A 23618-nucleotide genomic window follows, 5' to 3' on the forward strand; every position below is an offset into this window, starting at 1 on the left:
TTGTTCGATACGATCAGCTTTTTAGTATTTCTATTTGAAGTCTGACAGCTGGGTTAACTGCTGAGTTGATCACCTAATATTGTTTCGATGTGGGCAATACCACTTTTAGTTAAGTAGTAGCACATGTGCCCTTGGTCCTTCACCTTTCTAACTAAAGGTCTGGAACGACTTAAAGCAAGCTGAATGACCTTTTCTGTATGTTCAGTTGTAAAATACTCACATAAAATATTGTAGACTTGCTTTGCTGTCAGGTGAGGTTCGTTAAATTCTTTGCTAAATATATATAAAATACTTAACGCTTGATCTTCCACACGCTCCAACAGCCTCGGATCAGGATTTTCGTCGAGGTTAAAATAAGAAAGCTCAATTGATGGAAGAGCCTTTTCTTTATCAATATGAATCATAACTTCATCATTTTCAAGAGATCTGATATAGGAATTACCTTCATCTGTAAGTGAAAAGTTTCTCTGATTGCTGCTATCAAGTGATGTAGTGTCTTCCTGAAAATAACCTTTCTTTACACAATTATTTACACTGAAGTGAATGTTGTTAGGAACTGTGTGCCGGGAATCTCTGAATCGTTTGCGAAGTAATTTTGCTGTAAATGTTTTGTTTCCTTCGACGTGTGTAATATAGTATCCCATTGCCAATGTATATTGCCACTCAGAGTTAATCGGAAGACTTTCTATAAATTTCTGTATTTTAGTTTTTGTAAATTGAGGATATTCATCCTGCACATTTATCACAGTACTGTTACTCATCAAAAGTTCACTGCCTTTAGTGTTAATATCTATAAATTCTTCAGGGTTCATCATTTCATGAAGGTAGCTCTGAATAATTTTCTCTTGCTCTCCAATAAATTCCCTATCCCCTGTAGCCGAGTATTCAAAATCTTTATAGCGAACACTTAAATGAAATGTATTCTGGACCATATCATTACTCCTTATGTAACTTAGTATTAGTTTGAATTATAGTTCTTTCATCAGAGGCGAACAACATGGATTGATCTGTATTGAGTAGTTGTTTAGTTTTTGACTATTTTTTGTCTTGAAATTTTACTCTAAAGTGATTCACCTGTGTTTTAAAGCTTACTGGAATGAATACCGGGTTGCTATTGAGTTTTTCTTACGTTTAAATCTAAAAAGCATATTTATTTGCCGTATTTCTGTTAAATATATTGAAAACGACACTTCACGGACGCGTTAATAAACGATTTGGCAGGGGCCGAACAGGGGAGAAATGGAGAAAAGAAAATCGAGTGGACTATGAAATCAATCAGGAAACAATGACAATCAGATGCGCAAGACACCTCGAGCTGCAAACTCGCATCATCAAAGCAAGCAAAAGCTGCTACTCGGTATTGACCTCACTTCAACTCATGGAATACGCCTGCAAAATGGGCGGCAGCACCTACAAGGGCCGGCAGGAATCCGTCAGATTCAAATTCGGCATCTCCAGCAAAATCCCAATCCTGATCAACCAGAATGAAGAAATCATCATGTTCCCAACACACTCACCAACCCATATCGATAACACATGGATTTCACTCGAGCATTTCGACAAAGCCTTCGAGCACGCTGAGCGGGGGAAGGCCATTGTCAGATTCATTAACGGAGAACAAGTCACTGTCATGTGCTCACTGAAAACGCTCAGCAAACAGCACCAGCGAGCTTCGGCATTGATGTTGCAGGAGCTGCATTTTCCGAGGAAGCGGATGGTGATGCGGATGGGGTGAATAGATGTAAGTGTGATACAGGGGGACGGAGGTAAGTATATCTTTTATACACATATTTCCATTATGATACAGCAACCTCCGTCCCCCTGTATTGTCATCAATTAAAGCATAGAAAAAACGGGTGATAGCAAACACTTATCACCCGCTTTCTATTTTACTCATTTATCTTTTTCCTTCTCTAAGCTCTCCATCTCCTCATACGTCTGAGGAAATCAGTTGGCCTGCCAATCTGCCCGGTAAGCGGCATCCAATTGTGTGAGATTCTGCTCTGCGTGATCCACATTTGCGTTCACATTTTCCTCCTCCACCTTCACACTATTTCTCATATCCGTATCCTCAAGTGTCTCAAAACTCTCGCCTGAGGCCTTGTTCTTTTTTCTTTTCTGATACCCGGTAATCGCAGTAAATGTCCCGGCAGATACAATCGTACCGAGTAAGATTGATTTCGTTGTCGTATTCATGATAAAACCTCCCTGTCATGCAAATAAATTTTCCTTAGCTATTTAATACCCTTTCTGCACAAAAACATGAGATTATCTAAAGTTACAAGCGTTAAGATTTGATAACATATATATCAGAGATTTTATACGCAAAAGGAGGTTCACTATGTGAATAAACGTATATTCATCATCGTAACTCTACTTATCACCTTAACGCTCTCTGCCTGTCTTAAAGTCGGAGAACCGAGTAGATTTTCGTCTCTAGCAGTCATTGACTATATCAATGATGAAGAATATAAAGAAGTCTTGAACATCATACCCGGTCAGCCACCGAAAAGTTAATTCAATAGATAGCCAGGAGAGACACATAATTGAAAAAGGAAACGAACAAAATGACAAAGATGAAAATATTGTGCTGTATCACCGTGAGATTATTTTTTACAGTAAAGGATTAAACACTCAAGAAGTGGAGGAAGCGTTGAACACCATCTATATCGATGTATTTGTAGAGTCCGATGTAGGCTTGCCGACTGATAGGGAGTATAGGGTTTTTGGGGGAGGATGAGGAACTGTAGTCGCCCCGCATTAGAAGACGTCGCAGTATTAGCACCCGTGAATGTTCGGTCTATTGATTACTTCAATTGCTTCAGGCGCAAACGTCTTTTTCCAAGTAAACGACTCAGGCTTTTGTTTTCAGTCTGACAGAGAAAGACATTGCGGATCTGGATTGTGATGGAGACGATTATTGAGTTTGTTGAATTTGCCGTTAGTTTGTTTTTTTCGTAGAACCTATTAAAATAATACTTCGCTACAAATTGCTAATGAAGTAAAAAAAGCGGGTGATAGTCTTTCAGCACCCACTGTTGGTATTTTGCTACTCAGAGGAAAGGGGAAGTGTATCAATTATGTAATTATTATCATAATGATGCAGCAACCTCCACCCCACCTGTATCTTTATTATTCTGAGTCCGGAAGCTGCACGGTATATTTATTATTAGCATCTAACATTTCATCAACTAATCTACTAATATCATCAGTAAACGAATCAAGAGATCCCGAAGGTTCGATGGCTAGTGAAGATAACGCTTTTAAAGACAGGTACATTTCTAGCTGAGTATCGTAGGTTTGCTGGTACTCAGCTGGCGGGCTTTTAAGATCTGAAATTTGTGTTTCTACAGAAGCCATTAATTCTTCAAGTTCTTCAATACTTCCATCATCGCTAAACTCAATATACTGATAATAAAGAGCAGTATCAAAATCTTTAGCAACATTGCCACCAATCTGAACTTCATCTTCATAAATAACATCATACCAGACTGAATAATACTGATCTGTCATCTCTTCAGCTTTTATACCGGCTTCCATCATAGCTTCCTGAAGAGCCTCTACTTTAGCATGATAATCACTAGAATTTTCAACTGACGACTGTGTTTCCTCCTTTACATCCATATCATCTGAAGAATTTGTAGAAGAGCATCCCGTGACAAGTAAAACCCCTGCAGTTAACAAAAAAGTTCTTTTAAACATAAAATCCCTCCTTTGATTACCTGTTTTGTCTTAAGTAATTAAACGATACAAAATATGTAACTCTATTATACTCTAATAAGAACCAATAAGATATATTTATTCATTATAAAGAACTTAATTTTGCTGTTTATAGATAAAGTTTAAGCAGGTATTTGCAAGCCAATTCCTGTCATTTAAATCAGATTGTTATGCTTATAGTTTATGATCATTATCAAGCAGTGAATCCACAGTCCCACACTACTATTTATAAATATATTAAGTAATAATAACTAAATAATTAATAAATTATTGAAATTAAATAAAGGGTTACCATTTGAGATGTCGAATTCTTGTATAGAGAAAGTGTTATCCAAGAAGAACACAAACAAGACTTCTAGGGAACTTTGTATGAATGTGTAGTTATGTGTAATGTCAATTTGAAATAACTGATGCTCTTAATAGATTTAAAAATCTAAGACTTTGAGGTGAAAGTATGGGAAGTTACGAACTATGGTTAGATGAAAGTGGAGATTTTGAAAAGGACTTAGAAGGAAAAGAAGTTCCTTCATTAGTTGGAGGGCTGCTTTGTCCGGCTGGATTTTTAAACGAGATAGATGGAAATAAAATATTAAATGAAGCCAAAGCTAAAGTTCCATCAATTCCAGATTGGGTTCACGCTACAGATATCAAGGGTAAAAAGTACGGGGATTTTGCAATTACAGTATTACAAAGTTTAATAAATCAAAACATAAATCTAGTGATCTTCGAGAACCAAGAAAAGCTTAAAGTCGTCAATAGTGATGTTACTTATATTCATATTTTATCTGAAGGTATTGTTCAACTATTTCAAACTTTAGCAATGGTTGATAAAGAAATTAAGTTACACATAATAGCGGCAAATCGAATGAAAGCAACTGATAATTATAAAAGCAAGATACCGAATGCAGAGTATAGACAAAGGTTAGAAGAAAAAATGGAGCTATCTTTCGCAAGACGAAACCTTATAACTAATAAATGGTCATGGGAACTGTCATTAGGATCTGCACGAAAAGATCCAAGATTAATGCTGGCAGATGTTATATGTCACTCATGGTTTCGTCGGAATGGTAATAAATTTATTGAAGAGCAAAAAAAACAGTTGGGAATTTTATATAAACAGGAATATCACTTCACAGCATTTGAAAAGGCAACTTTATCAGTTATAAAGCGACAATTAGCTGAAGGTCAAGTCGGAGAAGCGCTTTACGAATTACTTATAATGGAAAATGAAAGTCGATTATCAAATGGAGATACGAAAAAGATTAGGTCGTCTAATAAATTAAACACACAAATTAATTCAATTATTGAATTAATAATGAAGCATTTAAAACAGCTGCCTGATTTCGCACAGACTACTCACCTTTCAATAGTAACTAATAGATTAAAGACACTTATACATTTACATAGAGACTTTATAAAAGCTGAGGAAATATTGAATAAAGTAAAGGAACTGATTATTCCTGAATTAAAAAAGTACAAGATTGAAAACAATTTATTTATCTTTAACATAAACTTAATGCTTTTTACTAATGCTACTCATCAGGGGAATATCAATCTGGCTGAAAAACAAATAAATGAGAACAGACAACATCTTAATACTCTCATGCAGAGATGGGAAAGTCTCAATTTAGTACTTGATTTTTTAGTTAGAGAATCGGTTCACTTAATAAATGTTTATGACTTTAAAGATGTCATTATTAAAATGGATCAGTTACAGAAATTTATTGATAGTACAATTGAACTCTTTCCCCTTGCTTTTAAAGATGAACTCTCTTTGGAGGCTCAAAAAATCAATTCTGATATAAGAGGAAAAGTAATCGGTACCAGGTTACAGGCAAGATGCTTTTTGAGTAGAGAGGAACCAGCGCAAATTTCATTAGCTCAATTAGACTCTGATGAAGCTATAAAAGAATTTATAGATAAAAGTGATCTGAGTAGACAGTATCAATATAGAAGTCAAATTGAGTGTGAAGCTGGGAACTACGTGGCTGCTATTAGTTGGTTAGGCAGTTCAGTAGATATTCATGACGATCATGTAGATCCATTAGTTTTATTAAATAAAATATTATCTTCTTCTCAAAAAGTATTTGGTATTATGCACTATTCAAGAATAATGAGTGAAGCGGCAGTGAATGGTGAAAAAGATTTGTCCAACTCCTTATATGAGAGTTGGGTCAAAGCTGAGGTGACCACACAAGTTAGAAAGGGTTGTAATAATAATCACCCGTATGAAATTATTTATTGGAAACTTGGTACGTATTTAATGATAAATGGTGATACTAAAGCTGCTATAGAAAGATATAAATTAGCAGTTGATATATGCTTTGCTCATGAAGAACATCTGACTATGCGATCAATAGGATTGGCGATATTAGCAGAATTAGCTTCGTTTTTATTTAGTGAAGAGAGGTATGTTAAAGAAGCGCATAATATTGTTAAGCAATTACTTAATAAGTACGAAAGATTTATGAAAGAGATAAGTGTACCTTCCATAAATAATTTTTTTGAGGACTGGGATAAAAAACTTCATAAAATACGAATTTTACCTATTTCTGAACAAAGTAATATACTTTATGATTTATCTCGAAAAGTTGGGTATTAGAAAATTTAAGGAGGATTATAATGAGGAAAAATTTAAATGAATACTTTTTAAGGGAGAGAAAAATAGATTACTACTTAAGTTTAGAAAGTGTTAAAGATAAAATGAATTTTATTTTAAATTCATTTGGTTTAGAAGGACCTTTTCTCGTAGGAACATTAAAAAAAACTGCTTCAGGGGCAATAATAATTGTGGATTTAATAGATCCGTACAAACAAATAAGGCTAGAAAAAAAAATTGTTGAAGAAGCAGCAATTACAAATACAGCTTATTATGGGATGGGAAATAACAAAGACGATGTAAATGCATTTGTAGATGAAAAAGTTCTGTTTAAATTCAGACCTGACGAAACGGTAGGGAAACAAGGTATATTAGAAAGAGGTAATGTATTAAGAGTTGTATATGGATCCATAGAAATAATTAATCGGGAAAATATAAATGACCTTAAAAGAAAAATTGGTATAGAGCCTGATATCGCAGAGCACTCGCCAGATTTAAAGGTCATAAAAAATAAAAAAGGAAATATATACTATAATAATGCGAAAAATAGTAATTTAATAAAGGGAAACATAAGTAAGAAAAACAAAGGGTCGAAAAGCATAGATTTAAATATGAGTGATTTACTGAAAAAACAAAAAAAACAATTAGAAAATAGAGAAAAAAATTTGATAGCAAAAGAAGAACAGATTACAAAAATAATTGAGAAACTGACTTACCAAGAACAAGAACTAGTGGAAAGAGAAAGATTTTTAGAAGAACTAGGCCTAATTGAAAAAAAGAGGTCTAGCTTGAGTATAAAACCAGAAGGTACTTTTAAAGTATCTCAAATTAATCATGATTTAATTCAAAATATACAGCAATATATATTTACAAATACTCATGACCATTTGAAATACGAAACAGAGGTTATAGAAAATTTTACGGCATCTCTTCAAACTAATCAGATGATTATTTTATCAGGTTCGTCAGGAACAGGAAAGACTAGCTTGATTTCCGCATTCTCTAAAAGTGTTGGGGCCAGTTTTAAAGTCATTCCAGTACAATCTAGCTGGTTAGATAGGCAAGACTTATTAGGATATTTAAACCCGTTAAGCAAGATTTATGTTTCTACTCCATTTTTAGACGCAATTAAAGAGGCAAAGAATGACGAAGAAAGGCTTTATATAATTTGTTTAGATGAAATTAATTTAGCTCAAATAGAATATTACCTAGCAGACCTACTGAGTTTAAGAGAGCACCAAGAGGGAATTCCTTTGTACAGCAAACAAGAATATTCTTTTTATCTTGAAGAAATTAAGTGGTACGTTAAAAATCGATACAATTTGAGAAAAGAAGATGACGCAGAAAAATTACTCAAAGCCAATTTGAAAATTAATGATAAAGATATTTTTAAGTATTCGCAAAGGTACAACAATCTTAGAAAATACGGACATAACCTAAATATTCCTAAAAATGTTCGAATTGTTGGAACGATGAATGTGGATGGGACGACAAAGCCTTTAAGCCCTAAAGTAATTGATCGAAGTTTTATCTTTGAAATAAATAAGCAAAATATTAATCTTGAAATGAATAAAGATTTAAAAGAAGTTTTCGTCCCAGCAGAGAATTGGTCTTTAAGTAATTTGAAGATTGACGAGACGGATTTTATTAAAAAACTGAAAGAAATAAATTCATTACTTAAAGAATGTAATGCTGAAATCAATAGCCGAACCGAAAAACATATTTACTATTTAGAAATATCTTATAATAATTTAAAAAAAGATCCAATGGAAGTACACGACTTAATTATAATGGGCAAAGTGTTGCCTAAAATAAATATTTTTATAGATGATACTTTTAATACACACTATCAAATACAAAATGAAATAGAAAAATTAGTTGGTAAAAAATCTAAATCTTACAACAAGGTTACTGAAATGATTGCGAAATCTGAAGTAACTAATGTTTTTACTTATTGGGGGTAAGTATGTGGAAATAAAACCAATCATGATAAATGTACATTATGATAAAAATGCAGAATTGTACGAAAGAATGCTTCCAGTTATTAATATTGAAGAAGTAGCTGAAATACAATTTGATCCCATTAATGAATGTTGGTATACATTTAATCATTATCAAAATTATTCAGTGATAGAAGAAGAAGTTGTTTATGCTCAAATAGGATTTAAAGTAATACGGAATGGCCATGAAAAAAAGTCTGAGGAAGTGATGTATATAAAAAATGACGAAGGAGTGAATAAAAAACTTTTTTTGTATAAAGATGTATGGTTTGAATTGAGTAAATTCAAGTTTAATAAGAAAAAAAAACGAATTGAATACTCTTCAGAAAAAAGGGATCAAATTGCAGGGTTAAATCAATCTGGAAATTTAATTCCAATATTAAAAACATTGTCCGGACAAACTATAAAAGATGGCAAAAACGTTTTATTTTTGCCTTCATCTATTTCTCTAGATAACTATCGAATAATGGTAGCGGATATTTTTTACGTTTATATTGATTTATTAAGAGATAGTCATTCCAACGTTGTACTAAGTAGGCAAAAAACTAAATCTCTGGAGTGGATAAAAGAAATTATTTCTATAATTGAAAAACCTATCAATAAAATTAATAGAAATCCAGAGCAAAATTTTAATGTTAGAATTTCTAATGAGAAAATAAATCAATCTGAAAAAATATTTGACCCAATGACTTTAATACAACAAGAAATATTTTTAGGCAAAAACAAAATTAAAAGACCTGTTATTTATAAAGAAGTAAATACTTATGAAAACAGGATTATTAAACAGTTTTTAATGTCTTTAAAATTCTATATTAATTTATATCTAAAAGAAAAGTTAATCGATTCTAAAAAACTAAATATTGAATCAGAGTTAAAAGTTTTAAAGGCAAAAAAAGATTTCTTGACATCTTTCGATAAAAATGATGTGCAGCAATTGTCTGATATTGAGGCTCGTTATGATAAAGAACTCAAAAAGTATGTGCAAAATCTAAAAGTTAATCTGAAAAAAACTCTATATCATACACATGAAAATACAAATATGAATAACATGATTAATGTAGAGTTAAAATTTGCAGTGACAATTCCTATTAAATCAAAAAAAACTGATTATATAAACGGTGATATAGAAACGGAATACTCCACTGAATGGAATAATAGTTCTGGAAAGTGGGATCTAGAGTTAATTTCTTATTCATATCAAAAAGATACAAGTGGAAAGATTGTAGTAAGTTCCAAGACCACTGAAAAATTTAATAAGAAATTTAAATTACAGTTAAGATCAAAAAATGTTAACGAACACTTATCTCTATTAAAGAGTTTTAAAGAACTAGAAAATAATAAAACATATCTTTATGCTATTAGTGGTAATATTCAGAAAGATAAAGAGGTTTTCGATTTCTCGAACAAGGATTTTATTGGGAAAAATGAAAAGGGTAATTATAAAAAATATAATTTTTTATTTTCAGAAATAAAAGAAATATATGTTAACAACAATAAAATAGACCTTAGTAGAAAATACTTATTAGATGACTTAGTCAATGAATTATTGTCAATGGATAAAACATATGCTGGAATATTGGACAAACAAATGGAGAATAGGCTAAAAATTTCTTCATACAAAGAGCAGCAGGGCTTGAGAAGTCAACTATCGAATATTCTTGGAGAAGAGCAGGAGTACAAAAAATTATATAAGAAAATTAAGTATTTATTAAGTTTAAAATTGTTTAAAGATATCGAGATTACTAATTTTGAATTTGTTAAAGCTACACAACTTTTTTTACATAACACAGACTATAGAGTAGTTTGGGAAGTTTTAAAACAAAATAAGTTTTTACAAACCCCATCTTTATTTGCTAAGAACAACCAAAATTTCATCAGTATTAAAAACGTTAATGATATATATGAGATTTGGTCTTTTATAAAAATGTTTTATCTACTTAAAAACGAACTAGGCTGGAAACTTGAAGATAAAAGAAGTTTTACTAGTGAAATCGAATTATTTCTCTCAGGTAAGAATAATAAGAAGAAAAATTTAAATGAATTCATTGTAAATTTATATAAAAATGATCATGAACTTGAATTATGTTATAACCCAAAACTCCCTAGACATAATCAAGCGTCATTAACACCGGATTATAGGTTTATTATAAGAAATAAAAAGAATCCAACTTTTCATTTAACTGTATATTTAGATGCTAAGTACAGAAATTATAGAGAACAATCAGAGAATGCTTGGATAAGGGATATCAAAGAAGTTGCTATTGAAAAATATTTGAGAACAACTTCTACAGATATAGATTTAAAAGGTGACCTTTCATTTATTCTTCACTGTGATGATCAATTTGGTGATGAAAAAGAAGTTGAAGGTACAAATTACAGTGCTGCATATGATAAAAGGTTTCAGGAATTAAATGGAAATAAACTTTATTTAGGTGAAGAATCAAACTATAATCAGGTTTTTTTGAAACGAGAAGAGTATGGGCATAGAGTAGGGTCAATATTTATGACTCCACAATCTACTTTTTCATTTATAAAATGGTTTAGAATGATTATGGAATATCATGTCGGGGACCACAAAACTTGTTGGAGATGTGGTTCAACCCATAATCAGGTAATAGAGACAGAAACATCTACCGAAACGGGCTACCCAAAACTTTATTTAGAATGTAACACATGCGGGGAATTTTGGGTAAAAGTACATTGTAGAAATGGGCACAAGTTAATTAAACACACTAATAATTTTCATCAACAAAAAGATAATTCTAACTCATGGTACGTTATATGTCCTTTATGTTTCCAAGGGAAATAGAATTAATGATTTATACAATATAAATGACTTTGAATAGTTACTTATAAGTCTAGATTCTCACAAATTTATAGAAGACAAAGTATTCCGGTGGTAACGATTGTGGCTTATCATAGGAGTTGGTGCTGAAATTCACTAGATTTTTGATGTTCAAGGAGTCATTTATCACTCTATGATAGTTAGCACAAGTACTAGGGTGAAATAGAAAAGGCTCAGATCAATCCCAACTGATCTGAGCCTTTAATTCTGTTTGATTTATTAGTATTTTCTAAAGAATACTCGATAATTCAAGTGAAGAAATTAATTTAAGGTGTGACTAGTTCATGAAATTTAAGTTATCTAATCAAAATCCTATAAACTAGCGACAGATAACCAATGTATTCAAGTTAATGAACTGTCTCTATTTTGAACATAATATAAAAGAACTTCATTTCAAAAAACCTTATTTAAACTTACAAACTGTAAGTATTCTTAACACTAAAAGCCACCTTCAAAAACAACACAGCCCCCGCCACAATATTTACACCCGGAATTGAAAGAGCTGCCACTATAATCGCAAGCTTTGACACCTTTGCTCCGCAGTAGATCGTCATCAGCTGAAAGTAAGTTTTCCGATCAATCTGCTTATTGATATATCTTTTTGTGAGGGAGGCAGCAATCAGAGCGATTGACCATGCGGATAGAGCAGGCAGGTAATTCCAGAGTGACGGATTTTCGATTAATTGATCCACCACCAGTTCAACATCTGCTGTCAGTTCCTTATTGCTGATTCCAGATGAGGCAGTCCCCAGTTTTTCGGCCAGCTCCTCAGTCAGGATCACCTGGTCTTTGCCGACTTCTTCAATTGCTTGATTCGCATAGGCCTCTGAGTCAGTCGCCTTCATTTGATAACTTTCAGCAGATCCGCTCTCGTCATAAATGACAATATCATAGTCTTCATGATTGGTATCCTCAAACATATAAGCATATATTGCATCATCGTCTTCATTTTCAATTTCTATATAATACACCTCATGAGCAATTCCTTTAATATTTGAAATCAGTCCCGTAAGCTGTTCTTCTTCAAGAGATTGCAAGTAGGCTTGCAGCTCATTGACATCTGCATTTGCCAACTCCTGATTACTCCGTTTTAAAGCCTCAATGATATAGCCGTGCTTTTCCATATCAAGCTGTGAACCCTGTGAATAAAAATGTCCCAGAGCGGTGGCGATCCCTATTTCATCCCAATTGTTCCTGACGATTTTTTTAATCTTATCCATTCATCTGCTCCATTTTATTTCTTACATCGTCTTTATTCATTTTTTTGCCTTCACTTTTACCGGACTTAAAGGCCCTAATCAGCTCTTCCTTAGTCGGTTCTTTTCCTTTCGCCTTTTCTCTGAAATAAAGGTCCATCACTTTTCCCATTCCAAATGTAAGACCGGCAACCAAAGGAATTGACATAATCCCACCGAGACCCGGAAGACCGATTTTATAAAGGCCGATAGCCGTCTGCTGGGCAGCAAAGCCTCCCCCGACAACACCGCCGAGATATTTCAACACATTCACTGCGCCGCTTTCTTTCAGATCAATCCCACGGATCTTTGCAATCTTATGCCCCATAAAGGCCTGGATTGGAGTAAGAATGAAAATATCAGCAAATGGAAGCGGCTGGATCGCGACAGCCGCACAAATCAAAGAAGTCGTGCCAATCATTTTATTGACCTTCTCATCCGGTGTTAGTGCGTCATTATTTTCAATCTCAAAAAACTCTTTAGAAAGCTGCTGCTTATACTTTTGAAACAAACTTTTCTGCTCCTGCGTCTCCATATCCGTGTCCACCCTTCAAAAACAATTTATAAATCTATCATATTACTTTTATCATATATATAAAACAAAATATGTTAAGAAGCGAAGGGAGGGACAGACCCTGTCTTCGCTCTGCACCGGTGGGATAGTGAAGGCAGGGACAGACCCTGCCTCCAGACCCTGCCTCCACAGACCCTGCCTCAAAAAAAGCGGAGAGAGGAACAGACCCTCTCTCCGCCAATTAAATTATTGAATAAACTCATACTCTTCAAGTGTGATATAATCTGTGCGCTGATATTTTGTTTTATGGAAGGTATATGCTTTATTCTCATAAAATGCAGGTCTGCTGTCTACGGGGATTTCATCTACTACGTTTAGTTCTTCATCAACTACGATGATTCGTTCAGTGCTTGTACTCATTCGTCCTGTATCATAGGCCATGAACAGGCCGTTGCCAAGACCGTGTGCATAGTAGAATTCGCCATAGTTGATTTTGTCCGTTGCGCCATCGTATAAGGGTTCTCCGGTTACATAATCGATTTGAACAAGTCCGTTATTCGTCCTTCCGTAAGCTTTTGTATTTTCAATATCCAGATAGATTACTTTATTGATCCAGAGAAGATCGTGTGGATCATGAATGACAAAAGGTTCTTTTATATCGGAATCTTCATCAAATGGGCGGGCGATGTAATCATCATGATGTCTGCTGAGTATGACCCTGCCTTGTGAAGTATCAGTAATGACTTCTTCCTCATTTAATGTGACGGTTCTTTTAAAAGTGGGCGTATCTCGTTCATCCAATTCTACTAACGCAACTTGATCCGGACTGATTCTGGTGATCATTTCTCCCTGATTCAGGTCAACTGTTCCAAATCGCAAATCTTCAACGTCTGTTAGAGGCTGTACTTCATCAATGATATAATCAATCCAATCCAGCGTTGAAGTGTGAGCAAGAGGAGTGCCTGTTAACAGATTGAGCTCGATGTATTGTACGGGATGATCCAGATGTACATGCTGGCCCTGATGATTTACAATGACAGGATTTCCTTTAGCATTCACAGCAAACATGGATACCATGTGGGAAGGATCCCAGAAGGAGGACCGCTAACGAAAGATGTTTGAAAATTTTTAAAAACATCCGATCTGTTTTCACGACAGATCGGATGTTAGCAAATGTACATATTATTTAATATAGAGTTTTTTATGCAAAATATTTACCTTCGCAGTGTTAAACATTTTTTGCAGAAGAATAATGAAAAAAGGCGTTGAAGAGGACATGTACGCTTTGAACAGGCGAATCCAAGCTCACCAAATATGCAATTGAATTATTTAAACTAATATTTAGCGTGATAAGAACTTGTAAAATGTTACAATCGTTATAAAAGCAGATGCTGGAGGAAGATACATGTCAAATTCGAATGATTTCAACCGTGAAGAAGTAAATCAGTTAATTCAATCCATTTATAAAATGCTCGCCGATTCCAAGTTTCCCGGGAAAGTGAAGGATAAAATCGCCAGGGAGCTTGAGGTGCTGAAGGGGTTTACGATTGATGCAAGGCCTGCCAGAATTGCCATTGTCGGCAGACGTGGTGCAGGGAAGTCCAGTCTCATTAATGCGATTTTCAGTGAAAGGCGTGCTGAGATTGGTGATGTAAAAGCGAGGACAGGTGCAGGCAAGTGGCATACATACACATCCGCATCAGGCGATCTTGAAATATTGGATACGCGGGGACTTGGTGAAGGGGATACACCGGAAGAAGCTGTGTCCAGGGAGACTGCCATTGAAGAAGTGAAGGCTTCCATTCAGGAGAAATGTCCGGATGCGATTTTGTTTTTGAGTAAAGCAAAAGAAGTCAGTGCGAGAATCGATGAAGACCTGCAGCAGCTGCTTGAACTCAAAACTTCCATTAAAATGCAGCACGACTTTGACGTACCGATTATCGGCGTTGTTACCCAGGTGGACGAGCTGAGCCCGAAATCATCAGACAAACCGCCCTTTGATCATCCCGTAAAACAAAAGAATATCAGGGAAGCGGCTGACGTCCTGTCTGAAAAGCTGAAGCAGGCGGTGGCAGCACCGGTAAACGTTCTGCCAGTCTCGAGTTATATGGAGTTTGATGGTGAGGAAATTGTCTATGACATCAGGTGGAATATTGATAAACTGCTTGATTACATGCTTGATAAGCTCCCAAACGAGGCACAGATGATCCTGGCAAAGCTATCAAAGATTAAATCTGTCCAGAAGAAAATTGCCAGGCGAATCGGTAAAAGTACCGCGGGCGTAACCGGCGTGATCGGCGGAAGCCCGATCCCGCTCGCAGACCTGCCAGTTATCACAGGACTTCAGATGACCATGATCTCAGCCATCGCAATGATCGGTGGCACAAAACTCAATAAAAAAGGTGTCATTGACTTCCTCGGCGCACTCGGACTTAACGTAGCAGCAGGATTCGCACTGCGCCAGGCAGCAAGACAGCTTCTAAAAGTCATCCCGGTCGCCGGCAACGTCATATCAGGTGCCATCGCAACAGCCGGAACCTATGCACTGGCAGAAGCCGCCATTGCCTACTTTATTGACGGGAAATCGCTGGATGATGTGAAAGAGACGTATGATGATGTGTTTGAGGAGGAGAAAGAGGCGAAGTAAAGAAGGTGGACGGAGAAGACTCTATCATCTGGAAGTTATTATACAAATGATACAGCCGGCTCCGTTTAGGTGTATTAAAAGAGAAAGCGAAGTCCACCCGGACCTCGCTTTCTCAATTTTCTACCATTCCACTTCAATCACCCGACCAACCAAGGAAGTATCATCCTCAAGCATCTCCTGATCAATCTCGGCAATCACTCTCACATCAACATCCTGTTCCTTAAGCAATGCGTAAAGCTCAGCATACTTCGTCTTACTAACCGTAAATGTTTTATAGTCGATCTGATAGCTATATGCCTGATCATGATTCCAGTCCGCAAATGGATCAGTTTTGTAATAGGGATCGCTTGGCAGCTGGATTTCAAAAGTATCTGCATTTTCATCACCAAGCACAAGCTCAGCTTTACTTTCCATGAAGAATGGCATATCAATATAGCTGTAAGGGTCATATAAAACATCCTTATCGGTCAGCTCAACTCCCTGCTGCTCCATATACTGCTTTCCTTCCTCAGTGATCGTTGAAAACAATGGTTCAATAACGGAGTATTCCGCTTCTCTCACATAAGCACGGGTTCTCGAATATCTGCTATTTAAATCTGAATCATACAAATTTACGGCATTCAGCTGAACAAATCCTGTCTTCGCAGCCTCATATAAGCCCTGGAACTTTTCCCTTTCAAAAAATAAAGTCCAGGCCTCAAGTCCGGCAGCAGTGCGATGAACGACATCGATTTGAAAATAATCTGCCGGATCAACCACGTCAGGCGAATAGCCCGTCTGCGGAAGCATCTGCCCCACACCTTCATAAGCAAAATAACGTCCGCTATACGCATACGGATTATATCGCACTTCCCGCTCAGTCGTAGACAGTCCCATTTCATCCATAAAAGCCTGCAGATCTTCGGAAGGCAGGTAACTTTCCTCCGGCAGCAGCTTGATAACCTCAATATCCGTGACAAAACCGGTCGGTGAAAAGTCCATCTCATCATTTGGATCCGGGATGACACCTGTTAAAAACAGCTCCGCATCACTCTTCAATAAGTCATTGTACAACTCAGCATATGTATCGCGATCCAGATAAAAAGTAGCGCTGGTTTCCTGCGTATGCGAAACAACCTCCAGTGCAAAATCCACCCCGGTACGCCCCTTACCATAACCCGAAAAATCATCCGATAACGTCGCAGTTCCACCCATATAAAAAGGCGTCCCATAATACTCCTCAATATTAAGCAGCGCCTCATCACCATATACATTTGTATCGGCAGAAGCAGCATAAGGCTCAATCGGATACAACTCAGTCTTAGGAACATTTGCCTTATCCAAACCAAAATTGATCACACGGAACTCATGCTCAGCAGTACTAATTGGCGTTTTCTCCTCTTCCTCACAAGCCCCCAACACAAGAACAGCACTAGAAACAACTAAAATCCTCTTAAACAACAACCCACAATCCCTTTCTATCCTTTACAAATACGACAGTATGTAAAATTAAAGTTGGATCTATTTTAACATTAATTGTGGAGAGAGGGACAGACCCTGTCTTCGCTGGTCACGGGTGGGGGAGTGAAGGGAGGGACAGACCCTGTCTTCGCTGGTCACGGCTGGGGGAGTGAAGGGAGGGACAGACCCTGTCTTCGCTGGTCATGGCTGGGGGAGTAAAGGGAGGGACAGACCCTGCCTTCGCTGGTCACGGGTGGGAGAGTGAAGGGAGGGACAGACCCTGTCTCCACTGATCACGGGCGGGAGAGTAAAGGGAGGGACAGACCCTGCCTTCGCTGGTCATGGCTGGGGGGAGAAAAGAAAGAGACAGACCCTATCTCCACCAAAGTTTAATAAATCTGTCATCAGGTAACACTAAGTAGTAAACTATAATGAGAGATATGAAATCGAGGTTATAAAGTGAAGAAATTAATGTTAACTGTCTGGATGTTATTGATTTGTATCGGTGTTTTCACAGGAGATGTGGGGGCATTATTGTCGCGGGGACAAGTATCTTTTAACATCAATCCTGCCCCTTCAGGAAATATGTATTTTCAACTATACCCGTTATTCCATGCGAGTTTTTTCGAAATGACTGGACACTTTTTTATGTTTTCGGTGCTGACATATCTGGTCTATATTAACTTCAAACAATTGCACCTGACTTTTTTGATTGCTTTGATTTTTGCTGTCACCACAGAACTGTTACAGCCCTTCTTCGGACGGGGCGCTGATCTGTATGATTTACTGGCTAACATGATTGGGATCTTTCTGGTGGTGTTTTTGATTGCAGCGGAGGCAGGGACAGACCCTGCCTCCAGTGGTGAGTAATGACGAGCGGAGACAGGGACAGACCCTGTCTTCGGAACATAAAAAAGGGTGGAGCTTATGTCACATAACATTGATTTTCAATATACATACACGTCAGGGGATAGCTGGGCTTCAGGATGTATCAGCACCGAACATCAAACATTTGAGTTTACATGTTCCTATCTATTCCATAATCCTTTTGAGGAACTACTAAATGCTGTCTATCAGATCGTACCGAACCTGGCTGCGTTTCCAAGGAAAGAAATTCATTTCACAATGCTGGATGAACCGCTTGAATATAGGTGGGAATTCAGATTAATAGATGATACACACGTGAGAATCAACATCTATGAAAAAGTGTACGACTCGAAAACAAAACTGGTTTTTCAGGACAATTGCAATTTATTCAGCCTCCTAAAGGCTCTAACAAAATGCATTGCTAATAATCCTGAACTCAGAGGAAATGAAAACATAGAACGGATTAATAAGGAGTTTAAAGTTTACTTGAAGAATGGCTGAGCGAAGGGAGGGACAGACCCTGCCTTCGCTCAAGACTGGAGAGAGCCATGAGAGAAAAGAAAATCCGAGGAAAGAAAAGAAAGACTAAGCAGATGCTCGCTTTTATGGAAGAAGCTACAGAATATTTTCCAACTGAATTTTACGGCGGCTACTGGAACTATCCGCTGCCGGTCGGTCAAAGCTTTATTACTTCAGATCAGATATCTTTTAAGATTAAAAGGTTATGTATGCAGACACTCATTGATAGAGCGTGGCATCTGGCGCAGCAAAAGCCTAAAGGGTATGATTTTTGCAGGGTGATTGCGTTTATTCATCGGACGGATTTGTGGCGGTCTGAAATCATCGTGTTTAAAGATGAAGATTACTATAGCAAATTCTTCGATCGGAACGGTGATGATTATAAATGGAGGAGACTCAATGATGAGCGGGATATTACGCGTGAACTGAATCTGTTGAAACCTGAATCGTTTCGCCCGATTGGATTTGATGAATTCATTATGGATGAGGACAAAAATGAAGTGCGGGGTGAAATTTGGGTAGTTGGAGAAATGGATTAGTGGAGCAGGGCGCGTTCTGCTTCTAAATTGTATATGAAAAAGGGGATCGATCAAATGAAAAAGGATTACATAAACTTTCTTGAAAAACATCTTGGCAAGATCCAGCATGGATGGGATAGCGATCAGGGAAACTATCAGATCGCCCGTTTTAACCACGTTCCACATGACGGAGCGATTACATTTACCACAGTCGGACTCAATCGATGCGTTCAGATAGATGAAACAGCGGGAACAAAGCTGTCTCAAGAGCTTGTATTTATATCAGATGAATCATTTGGAGAGCAGAACATTCCATCCATTATGATGCAAATCGCAGAAATGATCATAGATACGGGGAACATACTGCTTCAAGGAGAATTAATCGGTCCCCTACGGTAAAATGTTCGAAGGGACACTTATGGAAGCTGTCTACGTGACAAGCCCGGTTTATTTTAAAGAAGCGTTTTTCGTCTGTGTGGATGAACCAGGACTCGAAATCATCATGGCCTGGCTGATTCCAGTCACTGCCGAAGAGGCAGCGTTTATCAATCAATACGGCGGGGAAGCTTTCGAAGACCTACTAGAAAGAGAAGACCCTGATTTAACAGATCTGGGGAGAGTGAGTTTGGTTTGAATGGTGGGAGTGGAGGCAGGGACAGACCCTGCCTCCAGTGCCCACCGGTGGGGTAGCGAAGAGAGGGACAGACCCTGCCTTCGCTATTCACATTTACATTGTAACCATCCAGTTTAATGGTAAAATAGACACGGGGTAAAAAAGTAGTGTCGGAAAACCTATTAATCTTGAAGAAAGGAGGAGCTATGCAAAATAAGAAAATACTCAGTTACATATTAATTTCTATATGTACCATGCTTTCGTTATTGTTTTTCTATGAACCAATTTTTTTATTTGCTGGCAGGATGGAATTGAGTGTCCTGGTGGGGTTCGCAGCGATTGCATCTGGTTTATCGGGTATTCTGATGAGCCTGTCATCGCGCCGTGGTGCAGTGTTTGAGGCAATTCGAGAGTATTATCAGCAGGGCGATACTTCAGAAATGATTGCAGCGAGGAGAAAAATTTACAGTATTGAAGAAAAAGAAACGGTCACATATCTCGAAAATTCACGTGAATGGACAGAGGAACAGTCTCTTGCAGCAGCAGAGCTCTGCTCATTTTTTCATTTCTGGGGCATGATGGTCAGAAAAGGCTACCTCCCGCTCTGGATTTTTAAAAGTGCTTCAGGACCTTCAATTGTAAGACTGCATTATCTGCTTAATGACTTTATCAAACAGCGCCGCATCGAAAACAATACATACTACGCTCAGGATTTCGAATACCTTGCAGAGCAGATCAAACGCAAATATAAAATCTATTATCCGATACGGAGAAGGGGGAGGAAGAGGTAGAGCAGTGAAGGGAGGGACAGACCCTGTCTCCACTGGCCACCGCACAGGTAGCGAAGGGAGGGACAGACCCTGCCTTCACAAAACCCCCTGGAAAGGTTCACATCATATGAAAAAAATCATCATTATAACAATGATCGTTCTACTGGCATTGCCTTTTCTTTTTGTATTTGCACCATGGATTTTCACAGCGGCAATGTTGATAGGAATCTTTTTTCTCAGAACAAATTTCCCTCAAATCAAAGGAGCTGCCGGAGAGTGGATGGTGAATCAGAGGTTAAGCAAGCTTGGTCCGGAATATAGGACGTTTCATGATCTTTATGTACCAAAAGCTGATGGCGGAACGACTCAGGTGGACCATATTGTTACGTCGCCGTACGGCATTTTTGTGATCGAGACTAAGCATTATGACGGCTGGATTTTTGGCAGTGAGAAACAGAAATATTGGACACAGACCATATATAAAAGAAAAGAGAAGCTCTATAATCCGATATGGCAAAACTATGGGCATATCAAAGCGATTAAACATTACATAGATCAAGAAAAATCTAATCACATACACTCAATCATTGCATTCTCACAAAACTCCACATTTAAGTTTAAAGAAGAATTCCAGTCAGCCCGCGTGATTCAATTTCCGCAGCTTTTAGAGGTCATCCAGGAACATAAACTGGCAGTTATTGATGAAAATGATTTAAAAAGAATCAACGCAGCATTTAAACAACTGATCCTGACTGACAGAAAGCAAAAAAGGCATGTCAAAAAACAGCACGTTGATGATATCAAAAATCCTCACAATACAAAAACACAGAAAATAAAGCATGCGCCTGAAAAACCGGGCTGTCCTAAATGCGGTGCAGAACTTTCGATCAAAAGAGGAAAACACGGGTCTTTTTATGCCTGCACAACATATCCGGCGTGCCGGTTCACGAAGAGAGTCGGGTGAGGAGTGAAGGCAGGGACAGACCCTGCCTCCAGTGCCCACCGGCGGGATAGCGGAGAGAGGGACAGACCCTGCCTTCGCTCAAAAAAACAACATCACCACTGCAGCAGATTCTTCCCATTCCTGATACCTGACATATTGGATTGCAATTCTGATAAACCGGAACACTTCCTTCGTTATGTACCACAAAAAATTGAAGACAGTAACCAGCGCACCTATTCTCCAAAGAATAAATACAACCACTGAAAAGCATCCACCCGCGACATGCCTGGTGAAAATTGTCCCTAAAATGAAAACTAAAATACCGATCCCTACCCAAATCATTAAGCCCACTCCCTGAAACGTGATGAAAAAACTATTTAAATGGAATATAATAGAATATAAATCCGTATTAAAGTATATTACAGAATATAATAGAATGTATAGATGACGAATAGAAATAAATTCTCTTACTGGAAAAGGAGGGTTATTGTGATTAGAGGGATCAGTTTTAATATCCCAAACAAATATGGGAAGTTACTTGCGGATATATTAAACCCGATTGATCTTACACAATTCAATTGGCACAATGAAAACGAAGAGGCTTACTTAATCGTCAATGGTCAATTAGATCATGAACTTTTCTCCGAAAGTCCAAAGCAAATAGAGGGAAATGAACTTCAAAGAAGGATAGAAGACAATGAACATTATATAATATTTGCAGATTTAAAAGCCTTTCCTAGAGGAGAAAAGGCCCATAACATTGATACATATGAATCTTTTTTAGACAGTAATTGCCAAATGATTCTTCTAATTATTGACTGTGTTGATGTCACTATTTATTGCAAGGATAACGAAACATTAAGGTCACTTTATGAAAATGCACGAAGCAATCAGTTTGAAGACGTTCAGTATATAAGTGATGTGAACGACGGAAGAACCAGGCTGTCTGTGTGGTAGAGGAGTGAAGGGAGGGACAGACCCTGTCTCCAGTGCCCACCGGCGGGAGAGCGAAGGCAGGGACAGACCCTCCCTCCGCTTCCCGCTAACTCAAATCTGATATAATAAAATCACGATTTAGGGAGGTGACGCTATGAAAATTGGTGTAATTGGTTCAAGACAGTTCCTGAAGGATATAGAAAGACTGAAGGAAAAGTACCGTGAAGTCAGTTTTTATAAGTATTTGTACGAGTCTCCTGTTGAGGCTGAAGGCTTGATCAGGTCTGCTGAAGAGAGAATGGATGTCTGGCTGTTTTCAGGTGTGATTCCTTATTTTTATGCCCGTTCTGTTGTAAAGCGGAAGGGGTTATTGTATACATTTGCGCCGTTTACTGAAATTATGGTGACGCTTTCGTTGTTTAAGCTGTTTTATCAGGAAGGAATCACTATGAATAAGGTGTCGCTGGATTTGCCTGATCAGCGGACGATTCATGGGGTTTTAAATCAGCTCGGGGCTGATGATGAAGTTAAATTTGTGAAGGATTATGCATGGATTTATAAGGGATTACCGGAGCGGGATGCACTGGATCTGGATGAGTTTGTTGACTATCACAGGTCGTTATATGAATCCGGTGAAACGTTAATTGCTTTAACGAGTATACATGCTGTATATGACCGGCTGATTTCTCATGGAGTACCTGCGCGTTATATGATTCAGGCGGAGTCGGCTATTTTGGAGGGAATTGAAAGAGCGATTCAGATTGGTATGCTGGAGCAGGAGAAAAAATCTCAGGTTGCAGTGATCAGAATGGATGGCTCATATCAAGCGGTTCAGGATCCGTTTATTCGTTTACTCAATGGAACGGTTGCGCAGCATGAGAACAGTTGGAATCTGTATTCCACACGCGGAGCGGTAGAGGAGAAGTTTGATCCCATGCAACTGGTCAAAACGGGCGGTGTGCCTGTGATCGGGATCGGATTTGGACAGACACTCCGGCGGGCAGAGTTGCATGCACATGATGCATTACAGTACGCAAAAAAGCATCAGGGTAACGGTCCGGCTGTTTATGTATTGAATGATAAGGACGTTTTATCAGAATGGAAGGCTGAACATAACGTGCAAATAAAGGTGAAATCGGATTCTGAAGACGTCATGCGAATTGCTGAAGAAATTGATCTCTCTGCCAAAGCGGTCCATCTGTTTCTATCATTTATTACCGATGGAGATGCCCCGGCTTTTACTGCAAATGATTTTGCCGCTTACACAGGAAAATCCAGAAGGTCTGCTGAGAGGATGATTAAAAAGTTCGTGGAATATCAATATATCCGGCATGCCGGTACTGAGCGACCATATGATCAGGGAAGACCGAGAGCAGTCTACCGGGCAACAGAAAAACTCTTAAGTTATGTTGACTAGATGAAATTTTCAGATTATTATAATGTATAATAAAC

The 23618-nt window shown here is 37.6% G+C and carries 22 protein-coding genes; 14 read left to right on the forward strand and 8 right to left on the reverse strand.

Annotated elements, in window-relative coordinates; all coding sequences use genetic code 11:
- Positions 1–53 precede the first annotated feature (53 nt).
- The gene (locus tag UFB30_RS03950) at positions 54–932 is read right to left on the reverse strand and encodes a hypothetical protein (RefSeq protein WP_322420372.1); all 879 of its coding nucleotides are present in this window, start codon (positions 930–932) and stop codon (positions 54–56) included.
- Positions 933–1258: 326 nt separating this feature from the next.
- Between UFB30_RS03950 and UFB30_RS03955 the strand changes: the two genes are divergently transcribed.
- Positions 1259–1735, forward strand: a complete 477-nt coding sequence (locus UFB30_RS03955) for a competence protein ComK (protein ID WP_322420373.1) — start codon at positions 1259–1261, stop codon at positions 1733–1735.
- Between the two features lie 212 nt (positions 1736–1947).
- Here UFB30_RS03955 and UFB30_RS03960 read toward each other — a convergent pair whose 3' ends face one another.
- A complete protein-coding gene (locus tag UFB30_RS03960) occupies positions 1948–2196 on the reverse strand; it encodes a hypothetical protein (RefSeq protein WP_322420374.1) in 249 nt (82 codons plus the stop codon).
- A 936-nt stretch (positions 2197–3132) separates the two neighbouring features.
- Complete coding sequence (locus tag UFB30_RS03965) at positions 3133–3702, reverse strand: hypothetical protein (protein ID WP_322420375.1); 570 nt, start codon at positions 3700–3702, stop codon at positions 3133–3135.
- A 472-nt stretch (positions 3703–4174) separates the two neighbouring features.
- Here UFB30_RS03965 and UFB30_RS03970 point away from each other — a divergent pair, with 472 nt between their 5' ends.
- From UFB30_RS03970 to UFB30_RS03980, 3 genes are read left to right on the forward strand one after another with little or no spacing between them, the layout of a single operon-like run.
- Complete coding sequence (locus tag UFB30_RS03970; protein ID WP_322420376.1) at positions 4175–6322, forward strand: hypothetical protein; 2148 nt, start codon at positions 4175–4177, stop codon at positions 6320–6322.
- Between the two features lie 20 nt (positions 6323–6342).
- The gene (locus tag UFB30_RS03975; RefSeq protein ID WP_322420377.1) at positions 6343–8283 is read left to right on the forward strand and encodes an McrB family protein; all 1941 of its coding nucleotides are present in this window, start codon (positions 6343–6345) and stop codon (positions 8281–8283) included.
- A 4-nt stretch (positions 8284–8287) separates the two neighbouring features.
- On the forward strand, positions 8288–11128 hold the full coding sequence (locus UFB30_RS03980; RefSeq protein ID WP_322420378.1) for a nuclease domain-containing protein: 2841 nt from the start codon (positions 8288–8290) through the stop codon (positions 11126–11128).
- Positions 11129–11577: 449 nt separating this feature from the next.
- On the opposite strand, the gene UFB30_RS03985 is transcribed toward UFB30_RS03980, so the two are convergent.
- From UFB30_RS03985 to UFB30_RS03995, 3 genes are all read right to left on the reverse strand, one after another.
- Positions 11578–12384 carry a hypothetical protein gene (locus UFB30_RS03985; RefSeq protein ID WP_322420379.1) on the reverse strand — a complete coding sequence of 269 codons (807 nt, stop codon included), beginning with the start codon at positions 12382–12384 and terminating at the stop codon, positions 11578–11580.
- Positions 12377–12934 (reverse strand): hypothetical protein, encoded by a 558-nt coding sequence (locus UFB30_RS03990; RefSeq protein ID WP_322420380.1) that lies wholly within the window; start codon positions 12932–12934, stop codon positions 12377–12379. The genes UFB30_RS03985 and UFB30_RS03990 overlap by 8 nt, the downstream gene beginning before the upstream one ends.
- Before the next feature lie 225 nt (positions 12935–13159).
- Positions 13160–13990 carry a hypothetical protein gene (locus tag UFB30_RS03995; RefSeq protein WP_322420381.1) on the reverse strand — a complete coding sequence of 277 codons (831 nt, stop codon included), beginning with the start codon at positions 13988–13990 and terminating at the stop codon, positions 13160–13162.
- Between the two features lie 328 nt (positions 13991–14318).
- Between UFB30_RS03995 and UFB30_RS04000 the strand changes: the two genes are divergently transcribed.
- Positions 14319–15560: a GTPase family protein gene (locus UFB30_RS04000; protein WP_322420382.1), complete on the forward strand. Its 1242-nt coding sequence runs from the start codon at positions 14319–14321 to the stop codon at positions 15558–15560.
- A gap of 120 nt (positions 15561–15680) precedes the next feature.
- On the opposite strand, the gene UFB30_RS04005 is transcribed toward UFB30_RS04000, so the two are convergent.
- A complete protein-coding gene (locus tag UFB30_RS04005; RefSeq protein WP_322420383.1) occupies positions 15681–17000 on the reverse strand; it encodes a hypothetical protein in 1320 nt (439 codons plus the stop codon).
- 459 nt (positions 17001–17459) lie between these two features.
- On the opposite strand from UFB30_RS04005, the gene UFB30_RS04010 reads away from it, so the two are divergent.
- The 7 genes from UFB30_RS04010 to UFB30_RS04040 all read left to right on the forward strand — a co-directional run bounded on the left by UFB30_RS04010 (position 17460) and on the right by UFB30_RS04040 (position 21251).
- Positions 17460–17870 carry a VanZ family protein gene (locus tag UFB30_RS04010; RefSeq protein WP_322420384.1) on the forward strand — a complete coding sequence of 137 codons (411 nt, stop codon included), beginning with the start codon at positions 17460–17462 and terminating at the stop codon, positions 17868–17870.
- 57 nt (positions 17871–17927) lie between these two features.
- Positions 17928–18368, forward strand: a complete 441-nt coding sequence (locus tag UFB30_RS04015; RefSeq protein WP_322420385.1) for a hypothetical protein — start codon at positions 17928–17930, stop codon at positions 18366–18368.
- A gap of 47 nt (positions 18369–18415) precedes the next feature.
- Positions 18416–18925, forward strand: coding sequence for a DUF3916 domain-containing protein (locus tag UFB30_RS04020; RefSeq protein WP_322420386.1), 510 nt, complete (start codon positions 18416–18418; stop codon positions 18923–18925).
- Between the two features lie 54 nt (positions 18926–18979).
- Complete coding sequence (locus UFB30_RS04025) at positions 18980–19303, forward strand: hypothetical protein (protein WP_322420387.1); 324 nt, start codon at positions 18980–18982, stop codon at positions 19301–19303.
- 1 nt (position 19304) lies between these two features.
- Entirely contained in the window at positions 19305–19538 is a 234-nt protein-coding gene (locus UFB30_RS04030) for a suppressor of fused domain protein (protein ID WP_322420388.1), read from the forward strand.
- 290 nt (positions 19539–19828) lie between these two features.
- A complete protein-coding gene (locus UFB30_RS04035) occupies positions 19829–20308 on the forward strand; it encodes a DUF4760 domain-containing protein (RefSeq protein WP_322420389.1) in 480 nt (159 codons plus the stop codon).
- Positions 20309–20414: 106 nt separating this feature from the next.
- Positions 20415–21251: an NERD domain-containing protein gene (locus UFB30_RS04040; protein ID WP_322420390.1), complete on the forward strand. Its 837-nt coding sequence runs from the start codon at positions 20415–20417 to the stop codon at positions 21249–21251.
- A 78-nt stretch (positions 21252–21329) separates the two neighbouring features.
- On the opposite strand, the gene UFB30_RS04045 is transcribed toward UFB30_RS04040, so the two are convergent.
- Positions 21330–21572: a hypothetical protein gene (locus tag UFB30_RS04045; RefSeq protein WP_322420391.1), complete on the reverse strand. Its 243-nt coding sequence runs from the start codon at positions 21570–21572 to the stop codon at positions 21330–21332.
- Between the two features lie 147 nt (positions 21573–21719).
- On the opposite strand from UFB30_RS04045, the gene UFB30_RS04050 reads away from it, so the two are divergent.
- A complete protein-coding gene (locus tag UFB30_RS04050) occupies positions 21720–22187 on the forward strand; it encodes a DUF2691 family protein (RefSeq protein ID WP_322420392.1) in 468 nt (155 codons plus the stop codon).
- A 133-nt stretch (positions 22188–22320) separates the two neighbouring features.
- Positions 22321–23583, forward strand: coding sequence for a hypothetical protein (locus UFB30_RS04055; RefSeq protein ID WP_322420393.1), 1263 nt, complete (start codon positions 22321–22323; stop codon positions 23581–23583).
- Positions 23584–23618 lie beyond the last annotated feature (35 nt).

It is taken from the genome of Jeotgalibacillus haloalkalitolerans (genome assembly GCF_034427455.1).
Taxonomy (GTDB): Bacteria; Bacillota; Bacilli; order Bacillales; family Jeotgalibacillaceae; genus Jeotgalibacillus; species Jeotgalibacillus haloalkalitolerans.

What these genes read in the sequence shown, in the direction of transcription:
- UFB30_RS03950 (WP_322420372.1), bottom strand. Translation starts at nt 932, where the DNA reads ATGGTCCAGAATACATTTCATTTAAGTGTTCGCTATAAAGATTTTGAA.
- UFB30_RS03960 (WP_322420374.1), bottom strand. Translation starts at nt 2,196, where the DNA reads ATGAATACGACAACGAAATCAATCTTACTCGGTACGATTGTATCTGCC.
- UFB30_RS03965 (WP_322420375.1), bottom strand. Translation starts at nt 3,702, where the DNA reads ATGTTTAAAAGAACTTTTTTGTTAACTGCAGGGGTTTTACTTGTCACG.
- UFB30_RS03970 (WP_322420376.1), top strand. Translation starts at nt 4,175, where the DNA reads ATGGGAAGTTACGAACTATGGTTAGATGAAAGTGGAGATTTTGAAAAG.
- UFB30_RS03975 (WP_322420377.1), top strand. Translation starts at nt 6,343, where the DNA reads ATGAGGAAAAATTTAAATGAATACTTTTTAAGGGAGAGAAAAATAGAT.
- UFB30_RS03985 (WP_322420379.1), bottom strand. Translation starts at nt 12,384, where the DNA reads ATGGATAAGATTAAAAAAATCGTCAGGAACAATTGGGATGAAATAGGG.
- UFB30_RS03990 (WP_322420380.1), bottom strand. Translation starts at nt 12,934, where the DNA reads ATGGAGACGCAGGAGCAGAAAAGTTTGTTTCAAAAGTATAAGCAGCAG.
- UFB30_RS03995 (WP_322420381.1), bottom strand. Translation starts at nt 13,990, where the DNA reads ATGGTATCCATGTTTGCTGTGAATGCTAAAGGAAATCCTGTCATTGTA.
- UFB30_RS04000 (WP_322420382.1), top strand. Translation starts at nt 14,319, where the DNA reads ATGTCAAATTCGAATGATTTCAACCGTGAAGAAGTAAATCAGTTAATT.
- UFB30_RS04015 (WP_322420385.1), top strand. Translation starts at nt 17,928, where the DNA reads ATGTCACATAACATTGATTTTCAATATACATACACGTCAGGGGATAGC.
- UFB30_RS04020 (WP_322420386.1), top strand. Translation starts at nt 18,416, where the DNA reads ATGAGAGAAAAGAAAATCCGAGGAAAGAAAAGAAAGACTAAGCAGATG.
- UFB30_RS04025 (WP_322420387.1), top strand. Translation starts at nt 18,980, where the DNA reads ATGAAAAAGGATTACATAAACTTTCTTGAAAAACATCTTGGCAAGATC.
- UFB30_RS04030 (WP_322420388.1), top strand. Translation starts at nt 19,305, where the DNA reads ATGTTCGAAGGGACACTTATGGAAGCTGTCTACGTGACAAGCCCGGTT.
- UFB30_RS04040 (WP_322420390.1), top strand. Translation starts at nt 20,415, where the DNA reads ATGAAAAAAATCATCATTATAACAATGATCGTTCTACTGGCATTGCCT.
- UFB30_RS04045 (WP_322420391.1), bottom strand. Translation starts at nt 21,572, where the DNA reads ATGATTTGGGTAGGGATCGGTATTTTAGTTTTCATTTTAGGGACAATT.
- UFB30_RS04055 (WP_322420393.1), top strand. Translation starts at nt 22,321, where the DNA reads ATGAAAATTGGTGTAATTGGTTCAAGACAGTTCCTGAAGGATATAGAA.